Origin of the sequence: Alcanivorax jadensis T9, from assembly GCF_000756655.1 — a bacterium.
Taxonomy (GTDB): Bacteria; Pseudomonadota; Gammaproteobacteria; order Pseudomonadales; family Alcanivoracaceae; genus Alcanivorax; species Alcanivorax jadensis.
In genome coordinates, this window is sequence record NZ_ARXU01000008.1 from 90,792 (window position 1) to 104,293 (window position 13,502).

At 58.4% G+C, this 13,502-nt stretch carries 11 protein-coding genes and 2 tRNA genes; 12 read left to right on the forward strand and 1 reads right to left on the reverse strand.

Annotation, left to right across the window (positions count from 1 at the left end; genetic code table 11):
• Positions 1–64: 64 nt before the first annotated feature.
• Complete coding sequence (gene carB, locus T9A_RS11275; RefSeq protein ID WP_035248403.1) at positions 65–3,283, forward strand: carbamoyl-phosphate synthase large subunit; 3,219 nt, start codon at positions 65–67, stop codon at positions 3,281–3,283.
• Between the two features lie 66 nt (positions 3,284–3,349).
• Positions 3,350–3,826, forward strand: a complete 477-nt coding sequence (gene greA / locus T9A_RS11280; RefSeq protein ID WP_035248404.1) for a transcription elongation factor GreA — start codon at positions 3,350–3,352, stop codon at positions 3,824–3,826.
• Between the two features lie 75 nt (positions 3,827–3,901).
• Here the strand turns inward: greA and T9A_RS11285 are convergent, their stop codons facing one another.
• Positions 3,902–4,216 (reverse strand): YhbY family RNA-binding protein, encoded by a 315-nt coding sequence (locus tag T9A_RS11285; protein WP_035248405.1) that lies wholly within the window; start codon positions 4,214–4,216, stop codon positions 3,902–3,904.
• 157 nt (positions 4,217–4,373) lie between these two features.
• Between T9A_RS11285 and rlmE the strand changes: the two genes are divergently transcribed.
• From rlmE to nusA, 10 genes are all read left to right on the forward strand, one after another.
• Positions 4,374–5,018 (forward strand): 23S rRNA (uridine(2552)-2'-O)-methyltransferase RlmE, encoded by a 645-nt coding sequence (gene rlmE, locus T9A_RS11290; protein WP_035248406.1) that lies wholly within the window; start codon positions 4,374–4,376, stop codon positions 5,016–5,018.
• Positions 5,019–5,136: 118 nt separating this feature from the next.
• On the forward strand, positions 5,137–7,044 hold the full coding sequence (gene ftsH / locus T9A_RS11295) for an ATP-dependent zinc metalloprotease FtsH (RefSeq protein WP_198030663.1): 1,908 nt from the start codon (positions 5,137–5,139) through the stop codon (positions 7,042–7,044).
• Positions 7,045–7,056: 12 nt separating this feature from the next.
• Complete coding sequence (folP, locus tag T9A_RS11300; RefSeq protein WP_052042874.1) at positions 7,057–7,911, forward strand: dihydropteroate synthase; 855 nt, start codon at positions 7,057–7,059, stop codon at positions 7,909–7,911.
• A gap of 17 nt (positions 7,912–7,928) precedes the next feature.
• On the forward strand, positions 7,929–9,263 hold the full coding sequence (gene glmM / locus T9A_RS11305; RefSeq protein WP_035248409.1) for a phosphoglucosamine mutase: 1,335 nt from the start codon (positions 7,929–7,931) through the stop codon (positions 9,261–9,263).
• Between the two features lie 88 nt (positions 9,264–9,351).
• Positions 9,352–10,098 (forward strand): triose-phosphate isomerase, encoded by a 747-nt coding sequence (tpiA, locus tag T9A_RS11310; RefSeq protein ID WP_035248410.1) that lies wholly within the window; start codon positions 9,352–9,354, stop codon positions 10,096–10,098.
• Positions 10,099–10,108: 10 nt separating this feature from the next.
• Complete coding sequence (gene secG, locus T9A_RS11315) at positions 10,109–10,555, forward strand: preprotein translocase subunit SecG (RefSeq protein ID WP_052042878.1); 447 nt, start codon at positions 10,109–10,111, stop codon at positions 10,553–10,555.
• A gap of 14 nt (positions 10,556–10,569) precedes the next feature.
• Positions 10,570–10,655: transfer RNA gene (locus T9A_RS11320), tRNA-Leu, on the forward strand.
• Between the two features lie 428 nt (positions 10,656–11,083).
• Positions 11,084–11,160: transfer RNA gene (locus tag T9A_RS11325), tRNA-Met, on the forward strand.
• Between the two features lie 173 nt (positions 11,161–11,333).
• Complete coding sequence (gene rimP / locus T9A_RS11330) at positions 11,334–11,789, forward strand: ribosome maturation factor RimP (protein ID WP_035248411.1); 456 nt, start codon at positions 11,334–11,336, stop codon at positions 11,787–11,789.
• Between the two features lie 39 nt (positions 11,790–11,828).
• A complete protein-coding gene (gene nusA, locus T9A_RS11335) occupies positions 11,829–13,337 on the forward strand; it encodes a transcription termination factor NusA (protein WP_035248412.1) in 1,509 nt (502 codons plus the stop codon).
• The last annotated feature ends 165 nt before the right edge of the window (positions 13,338–13,502 follow it).

Below are 13,502 nucleotides of genomic sequence, written 5' to 3' on the forward strand. Positions count from 1 at the left end.
CAGAGCCAGACCCGGCATCGCCGGGTCCCTGATGCAGCCATTTACGTCTGACGGTTAGTGAACTATGCCGAAAAGAACTGACATACAAAGCATTCTCATCATTGGCGCTGGCCCGATTGTCATCGGCCAGGCCTGTGAGTTTGACTACTCCGGTGCCCAGGCCTGCAAGGCCCTGCGTGAAGAGGGGTTCCGGGTCATCCTGGTGAATTCCAACCCGGCCACCATCATGACCGACCCGGCCATGGCCGATGCGACCTACATCGAGCCGATCACCTGGCAAACCGTGGCCAAGATCATCGAAAAGGAGCGTCCGGACGCCCTGCTGCCCACCATGGGCGGGCAGACCGCCCTGAATTGCGCGCTGGATCTGGACAAGCACGGCGTGCTGGCCGAGTTCGGTGTGGAAATGATCGGCGCCACCCAGGATGCCATCGACAAGGCGGAAGACCGGCATCGTTTCGACCAGGCCATGAAAGCTATCGGTCTGGAATGCCCGCGCTCTGCCATCGCCCACAACATGGAAGAGGCCAATGCGGCCCTGGAAGATCTGGGCTTTCCCTGCATTATCCGGCCCAGCTTCACCATGGGCGGTTCCGGTGGCGGTGTTGCCTATAACCGGGAAGAGTTCGAAGAAATCTGCCAGCGCGGTCTGGACCTGTCGCCCACCAACGAGCTGTTGATCGACGAGTCCCTGCTGGGCTGGAAAGAGTACGAGATGGAAGTGGTCCGCGACAAAAAGGACAACTGCATCATCGTCTGCTCTATCGAGAACTTCGATCCCATGGGTGTGCACACCGGTGACTCCATCACCGTGGCCCCGGCGCAGACGCTCACCGATAAAGAGTTCCAGATCATGCGCGACGCCTCTCTGGCGGTGCTGCGCGAGATCGGTGTGGAAACCGGCGGTTCCAACGTGCAGTTCGGGGTCAACCCGGACAACGGCCGCATGGTGGTGATCGAAATGAACCCGCGGGTAAGCCGCTCCTCGGCGTTGGCCTCCAAGGCCACCGGTTTCCCGATCGCCAAGGTGGCCGCCAAGCTGGCGGTGGGTTACACCCTGGACGAGCTGCAGAACGAAATTACCGGCGGTAAGACTCCGGCTTCTTTCGAGCCGTCGATCGATTACGTGGTTACCAAGATTCCGCGCTTCAACTTCGAGAAGTTCGCCGAAGCAGACGCCGTCTTGACCACCCAGATGAAGTCCGTGGGTGAAGTGATGGCCATCGGCCGTAACTTCCAGGAATCCGTTCAGAAGGCATTGCGTGGCCTGGAAACCGATTCCGTCGGCTTTGATCCCAGTGTGGATCCGGCTTCACCGGATGCCCGCGAGCAGGTGGCCCAGTTGCTGGCCACTCCGGGTCCGGAGCGGATCTGGATTGTCGGGGATGCCTTCCGTGTCGGCATGACCGTGGATGACATCTTCAATATCACCAAAATTGATCACTGGTACCTGGTGCAGATCGAAGACCTGGTGCGCACCGAGCAGCAGCTGGCGGCCACCACCTTTAGCGATCTGACCCGCGACAGCCTGTATGCGCTCAAGCGCAAGGGTTTTTCGGATGCTCGCCTGGCACAGCTGCTGGGCGTCAAGGAATCCGACGTGCGCGGTAAGCGTGACGAGTTCGGCGTACAACCGATCTACAAGCGGGTGGACACCTGTGCGGCGGAATTTTCCACCGATACCGCCTACATGTACTCCAGCTATGACGAAGAGTGCGAATCCAACCCGTCCGACCGTGACAAGATCATGGTGATCGGCGGTGGCCCCAACCGTATCGGTCAGGGCATTGAGTTCGATTACTGCTGTGTGCACGCCGCCTTCGCCATGAAGGATGACGGTTACGAGACCATCATGGTCAACTGTAACCCGGAAACCGTGTCCACCGACTACGATACCTCTGATCGCCTGTACTTCGAGCCGGTGACGCTGGAAGACGTGCTGGCCATCGTCGCCAAGGAAAAGCCCAAGGGTGTGATCGTGCAGTACGGTGGCCAGACGCCGCTGAAACTGGCGCGTGCCCTGCAGGCCGCAGGCGTGCCGATTATCGGTACTCCGCCGGATGCCATCGACGAGGCGGAAGACCGCGAGCGCTTCCAGCTGATGGTTAACAAGCTTGGTCTGAAGCAGCCGCCCAACCGTACTGCCCGCTCCATGGAAGACGGTGTGCGTCTGGCGGAAGAAATCGGTTACCCGCTGGTAGTGCGTCCCTCCTATGTACTGGGTGGTCGCGCCATGGAAATCGTTTACAGCGAGGCCGAGCTGCGTAACTACATGATGAACGCGGTGTCCGTGTCCAACGACTCGCCGGTATTGCTGGACCGTTTCCTGGATGACGCCATCGAAGTGGATGTGGATGCGGTCTGTGACGGCACCGATGTGGTTATCGGCGGCATCATGCAACATATCGAGCAGGCCGGTGTTCACTCCGGTGACTCCGCCTGTTCCCTGCCGCCGTATTCCCTGGGTGAAGAGGTGCAGAATGTGATGCGCCAGCAGGCGGCAGACATGGCGCTGGAGCTGGGCGTGATCGGCTTGATGAATGTGCAGTTCGCGGTTAAGAGCGGCGAGGTGTATGTTCTGGAAGTGAATCCCCGTGCATCACGGACCGTGCCTTACGTGTCCAAGTGCATCGGTGTGTCCCTGGCCAAGGTAGCGGCTCGCTGCATGGCGGGTACCAGCCTCAAGGAACAGGGCTTCACTCAGGAAATCAAACCGCAGCATTACTTCGTGAAGGAAGCGGTGTTCCCGTTCGCCAAATTCCCGAAAGTAGATCCCATCCTCGGCCCGGAAATGAAATCCACCGGGGAGGTAATGGGTGTCGGCGCTACCTTTGCCGAAGCGTTTGGCAAGGCGTCTCTGGGCGCGGGCGAAGCCCTGCCGGAGAAGGGAACTGCCTTTATTTCGGTGCGTGAAGTGGACAAGCCGGCAGCTATCGAGGTGGCACGCATGCTGATCGAGCGTGGCTTCAATCTGGTGGCCACTCGCGGTACCGCCAAGGTAATTGCCGACGCCGGTCTGGATGTGAAAGTGGTCAACAAGGTGCTGGAGGGGCGTCCGCACATTGTGGACATGATCAAGAACGACGAGGTTGCCCTGATCGTGAACACCACTGAGGGCAAGCAGGCGATCCGTGATTCCTTTGCGATTCGCCGCTCTGCTCTGCAGCACCGGGTGTTTTACACCACCACAATCACCGCCGCCCACGCGGTGTGTCAGGCGCTGGGAATCAGCGGCGAGCCCACGGTTCGGCGCCTGCAGGATTTGCACGCACAAATGCAGTAAATCGTCCCATGGGGCGCTCGGAGCCGAGTGCTCCGGGCGGTTTTCATTGATTAGACGAGGATGACTATGCAACGCATACCGATGACCGCCAAGGGTGCAAAGGCCCTGCGCGAAGAGCTGGAAAAGCTGAAAAGAGAAGATCGTCCGCGCATTACCGCAGCCATTGCCGAGGCCCGCGAGCACGGTGATCTGAAGGAAAATGCGGAATACCACGCGGCTCGCGAGCAGCAGGGTTTTTGTGAGGGGCGCATCAACGAGATCGAGTCCAAGCTCGGCGCGGCCCAGATCATTGATATCACTGAGCTGACGCATACCGGCAAGGTGATTTTTGGCGTTACCGTGACCATCATCGATGTGGATACCGACGAACAGAAGGTGTACCAGATCGTGGGTGACGATGAAGCCAACATCAAGCAGGGCAAGCTGAGCGTCAATTCCCCCATCGCCCGTGGTCTGATCGGCCGTGAAGAAGGGGATGTGGTGCAGATCGATACCCCTGGTGGTACCCGGGAGTATGAGGTCGACAAGGTCGAGCACATCTGAGTTGCAAGGCAAAAGAAAAGGCGACGTTAAACGTCGCCTTTTTTATGTGCTCTGTGTGAAATCAGCCGATGGCAGTCACGCGTCCTGATAACGCAGGATGTTGGATAATTTCGGGTTCGGCTTCTGCGCAGGCCGGTAGAGCAGCGCGATGTTGCCGATACGCTGAATCAGCTCGGCGCTACCTTTGTCGCTCAGGGCCTGAACGATGGCGGCCCGGTCATCGCGGGTTTCTGCATTGACCTTCACCTTGATCAGTTCGTGGTCTTCCAGGCGCAGGTTGAGCTCCTCGACGAAGGTCTCGGTGAGGCCCTTGCCGCCGAAGATCAGTACGGGTTTGAGGTGGTGGCCAATACGGCGCAGCCGTTTGATGTCCTGTTGAGATAGCGGCACGGTGTGGCTCCAGAGCTGCAGGGTGTCGCCAGCAGGGCAACACAAAATGAGGGAATGTCCGGGCTGTCCCGGCGATGGGCGTATTCTACGGGTTAGCAGGGTGAAAAGCAGCCGTTAAGCAAGGCAGCGGCAAAGCGGATTGAAGAGGTGATCTCTGATGGCGAAATCGAGCCGTTCCAAAACCAGCAAGGCCTGGCTCAAGGAGCATTTCAGCGACCAGTGGGTGGCAAAGGCCCAGGCAGAGGGTTATCGCTCCCGTGCCAGTTTCAAACTGCTGGAGATGAACGAGAAAGACCGCCTGTTCCGGCCCGGCATGACAGTGCTGGATCTGGGGGCTGCGCCGGGTGGCTGGTCCCAGGTGGCGGGCCGGCTGATGGGTTCACACGGCACTGTCATCGCCAGCGATATCCTGCCAATGGATGCCTTACCGGATGTGACCTTTATTGAAGGGGATTTTCGCGAAGACGCCATCTATGAGCAAATCCTTGCGGCGCTCGGGGATCGCAAGGCAGACCTTGTAATGTCCGACATGGCCCCCAATATGAGTGGTAACAAGGGCGTGGATCAGCCGCGGGCCATGTATCTGGCCGAACTGGCGCTGGATATGGCCGAGCGGGTGCTGGAACCGGATGGCCAGTTTCTGGTCAAGGTATTCCAGGGTGAGGGGTTTGATGAGTACCGGCAGCTGCTGTTGCAGCGTTTTCACCGGGTAGTCAGCCGCAAGCCGGCCGCCAGCCGTGCCCGTTCTACTGAGGTGTATCAGCTGGCCAGTGGTCTGAAATGGGCTGTAAAAAAGCCGTGAAATGGCGCTTTTGCTGTCCGAACCGGCATTACGCAGGGTTCGGCAAATGGTGTAAGGTGTAAGTTCGTTAGTGTGCGCGTGAAGCGCCCGGAATTGATCGAGGTCTCCCTTGAACGACATGACCAAGAATATTGTGCTGTGGCTGGTTATTGCTGGCGTACTTTACGTGGTGGCATCCAGCATCAGCACTCAGCCTGCTTCAACCAGTATCCCCTACTCGGATTTTATTTCTCGGGTGGAGAGTGGTGACGTGCAGGAAGCCAAGATCGGCGAAAGCGCGATCACTGGCACCTACAAGGATGGCAGCCAGTTCAAGACGGTGAAACCGCCGACACTGGATACCAACCTGATGCCTACGCTGATCCAGAATAAGGTGAATGTGGTAGGTGTGGAGCCCGAGCGTCAGGGCTTCCTGATGCAGTTGTTCCTGTCGGTACTGCCGATCCTGATTATTCTGGCGATCTTCATCTTCTTCATGCGCCAGATGCAGGGTGGTGGTAAAGGCGGCGGCGGTCCCATGACCTTCGGCAAGTCCAAGGCCAAGCTGCTCGGCGAAGACCAGATCAAGACCACCTTTGCCGATGTGGCAGGGGTGGAAGAAGCCAAGGAAGAAGTGCAGGAGCTGGTCGAGTTTCTGCGTGATCCGGCCAAATTCCAACGCCTGGGCGGCAAGATTCCCCGCGGCGTGCTGATGGTCGGTTCGCCCGGTACGGGTAAAACCCTGCTGGCCAAGGCCATTGCGGGGGAGGCCAAGGTGCCTTTCTTCAGCATTTCCGGCTCTGACTTTGTGGAAATGTTTGTGGGTGTTGGTGCCAGCCGTGTCCGTGACATGTTCGAGCAGGCCAAAAAGCATTCTCCCTGCATCATCTTCATCGATGAGATTGATGCGGTGGGCCGTTCCCGTGGCGCCGGTGTCGGTGGCGGCCACGATGAGCGTGAACAAACCTTGAACCAGCTGCTGGTGGAAATGGACGGGTTTGATGGCAATGAAGGCATCATCGTCATCGCTGCCACCAACCGCCCCGACGTGCTGGATCCGGCGCTGCTGCGCCCGGGTCGTTTCGACCGCCAGGTAACGGTGCCATTGCCGGATATCCGTGGTCGCGAGCACGTACTCAAGGTTCACATGCGCCAGGTGCCAATCTCTGAAGACGTGGATCCCAGCGTGATTGCCCGCGGCACCCCCGGTTTCTCCGGTGCCGATCTTGCCAATCTGGTCAACGAAGCGGCGCTGTTTGCTGCCCGTGCCAACAAGCGCATGGTGTCCATGGAGGAGTTCGAGAAAGCCAAGGACAAGATCCTCATGGGCGCGGAACGTCGCTCCATGGTCATGAGCGAGAAAGAGAAGCTGAACACGGCTTATCACGAGGCGGGTCACGCCATTGTTGGCCGTCTGGTGCCCGAGCATGACCCGGTCTACAAGGTGAGCATCATTCCGCGCGGTCGTGCGCTGGGTGTGACCATGTATTTGCCAGAAGAAGATCGATATTCCCAGTCCAAACGCGGTCTGGAATCCTCCATCTGTTCGCTCTACGGCGGGCGTTTGGCGGAGGAAATGACGTTGGGCTTTGATGGCGTGACCACGGGTGCCTCCAATGATATCGAGCGTGCTACCAAGCTGGCTCGTGCCATGGTGACCAAGTGGGGTCTGAGCGAGAAGCTGGGGCCGCTGGCCTACGAGGAAGAAGAGGGTGAGGTCTTCCTGGGCAAACAGATGTCCCAGCGCAAGAGCATGTCCGAGCAGACCGCCGAAGAGATTGACCGTGAAGTGCGGGCGATCATCGACAGCTGCTATGGTCGCGCCAAGCAGATTCTTGAGGACAACCGAGACAAGCTGGATCTGATGGCGGAAGCGTTGATGCAGTACGAAACCATCGACGCCAACCAGATCGAGGACATTATGACCGGCCATAAGCCGCGCCCGCCGAAAGACTGGCGTGATCAGGGTCCAGGGAATGGTACCGCTGCCAGCGGTGACAAGGAGCCGGGCGATGATGCCATCGGCGGACCTGCCAATACCCATTGATCCCTCTGATCCATGATTGAAACGCTGACCTGTGGGGCGCGGACACTAAACCTGTCCGCGCCTGTCGTTATGGGGATACTCAACGTAACCCCCGACTCCTTTTCCGATGGTGGCCGCTTTACCGAGCGGGATGCCGCCCTTCGCCAGGCCGAGCAGATGCTGGTGGACGGAGCGGCCATCATTGATGTGGGTGGCGAGTCTACACGCCCCGGCGCAGCGCCGGTTTCCGAACAGCAGGAGCTGGACCGGGTGGTCCCGGTGGTGGAGGCGCTGACGGGTGAGCTCGGCGCCCTGGTGTCCGTGGATACCAGCACTGCGGCAGTGATCCGTGATGCTGCTGCTGCCGGTGCCGGCATGATCAATGATGTGCGCGCCCTGCGCCGCCCCGGGGCGCTGGAGGCTGCGGCAGCCAGCGAATTACCGGTCTGTCTGATGCATATGCTGGGTGAGCCCGGCAACATGCAGGATGATCCCCGTTATGGGGATGTTACCGCCGACGTGATCGATTTTCTGCGTCAGCGTGTCGCCGTCTGCAAGCAGGTGGGCATTCCCCGTGAGCGACTTCTTGTCGATCCGGGCTTTGGCTTTGCCAAGACCGTGGCGCACAATCTTACCTTAATGAATGAAATGGCCGCGTTGCAGGAACTGGCGCTGCCGGTCCTGATTGGTATTTCGCGCAAGTCCTTGTTTGGCAAGCTGCTGGACCGGGACGTGAGTGAGCGATTGCCGGCCAGTCTGGCGGCGGCGGCCATCTGTATTGAACGCGGAGCAAAGATTGTCCGTGCCCATGATGTGAGGGAAACCGTGGATGTGGTGCGTTTCGCCCACGCCGTGAGGCAGTCAGGCGACAGTCATCGTATAAAATAACCGCACAAGGAGTAGTCATGGCGCGTAAGTATTTCGGGACGGATGGCGTGCGAGGCACGGTGGGGGAATTCCCCATTACCCCGGATTTCGTGCTCAAGCTGGGCTGGGCGGCCGGCAAGGTGCTTGCCGCCCATGGTGGCAGCAAGATTCTGATCGGCAAAGACACCCGTATCTCCGGCTACATGTTTGAATCGGCCCTGGAGGCCGGCATTTCTGCCGCCGGTGTCGATGTGCGCCTGCTCGGGCCCCTGCCAACACCGGGTATTGCCTACCTGACCCGCACTCTGTCGGCCCAGGCCGGGATCGTTATTTCCGCTTCTCATAATGCCTATACCGATAATGGCATCAAATTCTTCGGGGCGGATGGGCGCAAGCTCAATGATGAGATTGAGCTGGAAATCGAGCGCCTGCTGGACGAAGACATGTCCGTGGTCGCCACTGACCAGATCGGCAAGGTACGTCGCATCGATGATGCCCGTGGCCGTTATATCGAATTCTGCAAGAGCACCGTGCCGGGTCTGAATCTGAGTGGCATGAAGATCGTGGTCGATACCGCCAACGGCGCGGCGTACCACATCGCGCCGGATGTGTTCGAGGAGCTGGGGGCCGAAGTGGTGGCCATGGCCAATACTCCGGACGGTTTCAATATCAACCGTGATTGTGGTTCCACCCATCCGGAAAAGCTGCAGCAGCGAGTACTGGACGAAAAGGCGGATCTGGGGGTTGCCCTGGACGGTGATGCGGACCGGCTGATCATGGTCGATCATACCGGCAAGCTGGTGGATGGTGACCAGCTGCTGTTCGTGGTGGCCCGGGATCGCAAGGAAAGCGGGGCGGACATGCCCGGTGTGGTCGGCACCCTGATGTCTAACTTCGGTTTGGAGCTGGCACTGCAGGCGCAGGGTATCGAGTTCGTTCGCGCCAAGGTGGGTGACCGCTATGTGATGGAGCAGCTCGATCAACGTGGCTGGCTGATCGGCGGCGAATCCTCAGGCCATCTGGTCTGTCTCGATTGTACCTCTACCGGCGATGGCACAGTCTCTGCCCTGCAGGTGCTGGCGGCGCTATCCCGCCGTGACCAGAGTCTGGCGGATGCAGTGGCGGATGTAGCGTTGTTGCCGCAGACCATGATCAATGTGCGCGGCTCCAGCCGTGACGGTTTTATGGATAAGGCAGAAGTGAAGGCTGCCATGGCAGGCGTGGAAGACAAGCTGGGCGGCAATGGCCGGATTCTGCTGCGGCCCTCCGGTACCGAGCCACTGGTGCGGGTGATGATCGAGGGCAAGGATGCGGATCAGGTGGCTAGCCTGTGCCGGGAACTGGCCGATGTGGTGGAAAAGGCGATTGCCTGATAACGCTGGCTGCCTGGCGCCGGACGTGGGGATGGCAAACGTCATACTCCGTCAGGCGTCAGGCATTTTTATATCCAAGGAATAACAGATGAAATCAAGAACACCGCTGGTTGCCGGCAACTGGAAAATGAACGGACGGCAGGATTTGCTAGCCGAGATGGCGCAAGTTTTGGCTGGCTATGACGGTGCGGCGGAGGTGGTGATCTGTCCGCCTTATCCTTATCTGGCAGCGGCGAGATCCGTTTTGCCGGCGACCATTGGTGTGGGCGGGCAGAATCTGAGCGATCAGGATGATGGTGCTTTCACCGGGGAGGTGTCCGCTCCGATGCTGGCGGAGGTGGGTTGTGGCTACGTGATTATTGGCCACTCCGAGCGTCGCGCGCTGTATGAAGAGACTGATGCGCTGATCGCCGCCAAGTTTTCCCGGGCTCAGGCTGCCGGCCTTGTGCCAATCCTCTGTGTGGGTGAAACCCTTGAAGAGCGTGAGGCTGGTGATACCGAAGCCGTGGTGTGCGGGCAGCTGCAGGCCGTCGTGGATGCGGTGGGTATTGCCGCTTTCGACAGAGCGGTAGTGGCGTATGAGCCGGTATGGGCTATCGGCACCGGTAGAACCGCCAGCCCGGAACAGGCCCAGGAAGTACATGCTTCCCTGCGGAAGTCTCTGGCCCAAAACGATAAGGATATCGCTGAATCGCTGTGCTTGCTTTACGGCGGCAGTGTAAAGGCGGATAATGCCGCCCTTCTGTTTGCCCAGTCAGACATCGATGGGGGTCTGATAGGCGGGGCATCGTTAACAGCCGACAGTTTTATTGCTATCTGTCAGGCGGCGGAATAATAGAGTCATTATGGATATTGTTGTTCATGTAGTGCATGTGCTGGCGGCCCTTGGCCTGATTGGGCTGGTGCTGATCCAGCACGGTAAGGGTGCCGATGCCGGCGCTTCTTTCGGTGGTGGCGGTTCCCAGACTGTATTTGGCAGTGCCGGGTCGGCTAACTTTCTGACTCGCGCCACGGCGATGCTGGCGGTGGTGTTCTTCATCACCAGCATGGGACTGGCCTGGATGGCTCGTCAGGAAGCTGAGGGCGTGCGCAGTTTCCTGCCGGAACTGGAAACCCTCGAGCAGCAGGAAGATGATGTGCCGGCTGCTCCGGCGGATTCCGACGTGCCAGCGACCATGTCTGAAGTGCCGGTTGCATCCGATGATGCTCAGGCACAAAAAGAGGTTTCAGATGTGCCGCAAGCTGGGGTAGAATCCCCGGCCCCGGCTGAAGTGCCTCAGTCGGAGCAGTAACGAAAGCGTTCTTTGCCGAAGTGGTGGAATTGGTAGACACGCTATCTTGAGGGGGTAGTGAGCTTCGCTCGTGCCGGTTCAAGTCCGGCCTTCGGCACCAATTTGGAAATGAGATCCGCTGGCGGATCTCGGTGTAACCCGGTCTGGTGGTGCTAACTCTCCGATCGGGCGCGATGGAAGTGGTTTTTCATCGCTCCATGGCATGGCGCAACGTGGTTTTTTTGTGGCGCTTTCCGGTTGATTTCTGCGGCGACGAGCAGCAGAGAGCAGTCCCGGCAGCGCAGATGCCATGGTGTTTGCGGGCGCAGTCTGGAGTTCGCTCCCGGTCGTGCTAAGGCAGCGAAAAGTAAATGTTTTTTTCGCGATTGCCTTGACAGAGTGAGCGCCTCTAAGTACTATTTGCGCTCGATATTTGAGGCGGGTTGAACGCTTGGATTAGCAAGATTCAACCAGCTGGAACCGAAAAGGTTTACACTCACCAGAATGTAAATCGAGTGCCGAGGGGCGCTAAAGGTTCAACGATTTTATTGCGGGGTGGAGCAGTCTGGTAGCTCGTCGGGCTCATAACCCGAAGGTCGTAGGTTCAAATCCTGCCCCCGCTACCACTTAGAGGAATCAGTCAAGGCTGGTTCAAAGCGGACAAAAGGCCCCTCTAGCAGGGGCCTTTTGTTATCCGCAGCAGTGGAATGGGCGGTGGATGTGCGGTCGATTGCATGGCTTCCTTGCAGTCACTGTAATGTCCCCAGGCCCATTTTTTGTTTGTACTGTCGGAAAGGACATGTCGAAACGCGTAGAACAATTAACGGAGCTGCTGGCTCCGGTCGTTGAAGACTTGGGCTTCGTGCTTTGGGGTATTGAACATATCCAGGGGCGCGGGGCTGTTTTGCGTGTGTATATCGACCATGAAGACGGTATTTCGGTAGATAATTGCGCGGCGGTGAGTCACGAAGTCAGCGGCGTGCTGGATGTGGAAGATCCAATTCCCGGCGAATATAACCTGGAAGTGTCCTCGCCGGGCATGGATCGGCCCATGTTTGATATTGCGCAATATGCCGACTACATCGGTGAAGACGTTCAGCTGAAGTTGCTGGCGCCGGTGTCTGGCAAGCGTAAAATGACGGCGGCCATTGTGGCCGTGGATGGCGAAACGCTGGTGGTGGAGCTTGATGGCGACACCCTGCGTATTCCTTACAGTCAGGTAGATCGTGCCCGGTTGCAGCCTCGCTTCGACTGAGCACGCCCTGAAGAACTTTGTCTTTGTAAAGGCCTGGCCATGAACAAAGAGATCCTGCTGGTAGCGGAAACCGTATCAAACGAAAAAGGCGTCAGCCGTGACGTGATTTTCGAGGCCATCGAGCTTGCTCTGGCGGCCGCTACCAAAAAACGCTTTAAGGAAGAAGACGTGGAAATTCGCGTGGATATCGACCGGGTATCCGGCGATTCTCGCACCTTCCGCGTATGGCACGTGGTGCCCGATGAAGAGCTTTACGAATTCGGTAAGCAGCTGACCCTCGATGAAGCCCATGAACAGGATACGTCGCTGCAGATCGGCGACACCTGGGAAGAGGAAATCGAATCCGAAGCCTTTGGTCGTATCGGTGCCCAGACAGCCAAGCAGGTCATCGTGCAGAAAGTGCGCGAAGCCGAGCGTCGCCAGATCATCGAAGAATATCGTGATCGCATTGGTGAGCTGATCAGCGGCATCGTCAAGAAAGCCAGCCGGGATTCCATCGTTCTGGATCTGGGCGGCAACGCGGAAGCGCTGATCACCCGTGAGCACATGATTCCCCGCGAAGCGGTGCGTCAGAATGACCGGATTCGCGCTTACTTGCTGGGCGTGAACGAAGAAAATCGTGGCCCACAGCTGTTTGCAAGCCGTGCCTGCCCGGACATGCTGGTTGAGCTGTTCAAGATTGAAGTGCCGGAAATCGGTGAAGAGCTGATCGAGATCAAGGGCGCAGCCCGTGATCCCGGCTCGCGCGCCAAGATCGCCGTGAAAAGCAACGACCAGCGTATTGATCCGGTTGGCGCTTGTGTCGGTATGCGCGGTGCTCGCGTCCAGGCCGTTTCCAACGAGCTGGCCGGTGAACGTATTGATATCGTCCTGTGGGACGACAACCCGGCGCAACTGGTGATCAATGCCATGCAGCCGGCGGAAGTGGCTTCCATCGTAATGGATGAAGAAAGCCATTCCATGGATATTGCGGTGGAAGATGAATCCGCCCTGGCCCAGGCCATTGGTCGCAGTGGTCAGAATATCCGTCTGGCCTCTGAGCTGACTGGCTGGGAACTCAACGTCATGACTCTTGACGATGCCCAGAACAAGCAGGAAGAGGAAGCCGCCCAGGCCCTGGAAACGTTCATGAAAGAACTGGACGTGGATGAGGATGTGGCCGGCATTCTGGTGGATGAAGGCTTTACCACCCTGGAAGAAGTGGCCTATGTGCCTGAAGAAGAGATGCTCGCTATCGACGGTTTCGATGAAGATATTGTCGAAGCACTGCGTCAGCGTGCCAAGGATGTCCTGCTGACCAAAGCACTGGTATCCGAAGAGAGATTTGAACTGGCCGAGCCTGCTGAAGATCTTCTCAACATGGATGGCATGGATCGTGACCTGGCGGTGGAGCTGGCGTCCCGTGGCATCGCCACTATGGAAGACCTGGCCGAACAGGCGGTGGATGATCTGATGGAAATCAGTGGCATGAGCGAAGAGCGTGCCGCCGAGTTGATCATGACAGCCCGGGCTCCCTGGTTCGCCGATGAAGGCGAAGCCGGAGCCTGACAGCCTTTATTAGTTCTGGCGGATTAGACGCGGGCACCAACAGCAGGGTGTTGAAAAGGCCACAAGGTGCTTTTCAAGCTATCTTCGCGGTACGGTCCGCAAAGATAAGCACACAATGCGCTGACCGGAATGTGCCGGGCAGTGCGGTCATTCGCCCAAAGGGCA

What these genes read in the sequence shown, in the direction of transcription:
- glmM (WP_035248409.1), top strand. Translation starts at nt 7,929, where the DNA reads ATGGCGCGTAAGTATTTCGGGACGGATGGCGTGCGAGGCACGGTGGGG.
- nusA (WP_035248412.1), top strand. Translation starts at nt 11,829, where the DNA reads ATGAACAAAGAGATCCTGCTGGTAGCGGAAACCGTATCAAACGAAAAA.
- ftsH (WP_198030663.1), top strand. Translation starts at nt 5,137, where the DNA reads ATGACCAAGAATATTGTGCTGTGGCTGGTTATTGCTGGCGTACTTTAC.
- rlmE (WP_035248406.1), top strand. Translation starts at nt 4,374, where the DNA reads ATGGCGAAATCGAGCCGTTCCAAAACCAGCAAGGCCTGGCTCAAGGAG.
- rimP (WP_035248411.1), top strand. Translation starts at nt 11,334, where the DNA reads ATGTCGAAACGCGTAGAACAATTAACGGAGCTGCTGGCTCCGGTCGTT.
- folP (WP_052042874.1), top strand. Translation starts at nt 7,057, where the DNA reads ATGATTGAAACGCTGACCTGTGGGGCGCGGACACTAAACCTGTCCGCG.
- carB (WP_035248403.1), top strand. Translation starts at nt 65, where the DNA reads ATGCCGAAAAGAACTGACATACAAAGCATTCTCATCATTGGCGCTGGC.
- tpiA (WP_035248410.1), top strand. Translation starts at nt 9,352, where the DNA reads ATGAAATCAAGAACACCGCTGGTTGCCGGCAACTGGAAAATGAACGGA.
- greA (WP_035248404.1), top strand. Translation starts at nt 3,350, where the DNA reads ATGCAACGCATACCGATGACCGCCAAGGGTGCAAAGGCCCTGCGCGAA.
- secG (WP_052042878.1), top strand. Translation starts at nt 10,109, where the DNA reads ATGGATATTGTTGTTCATGTAGTGCATGTGCTGGCGGCCCTTGGCCTG.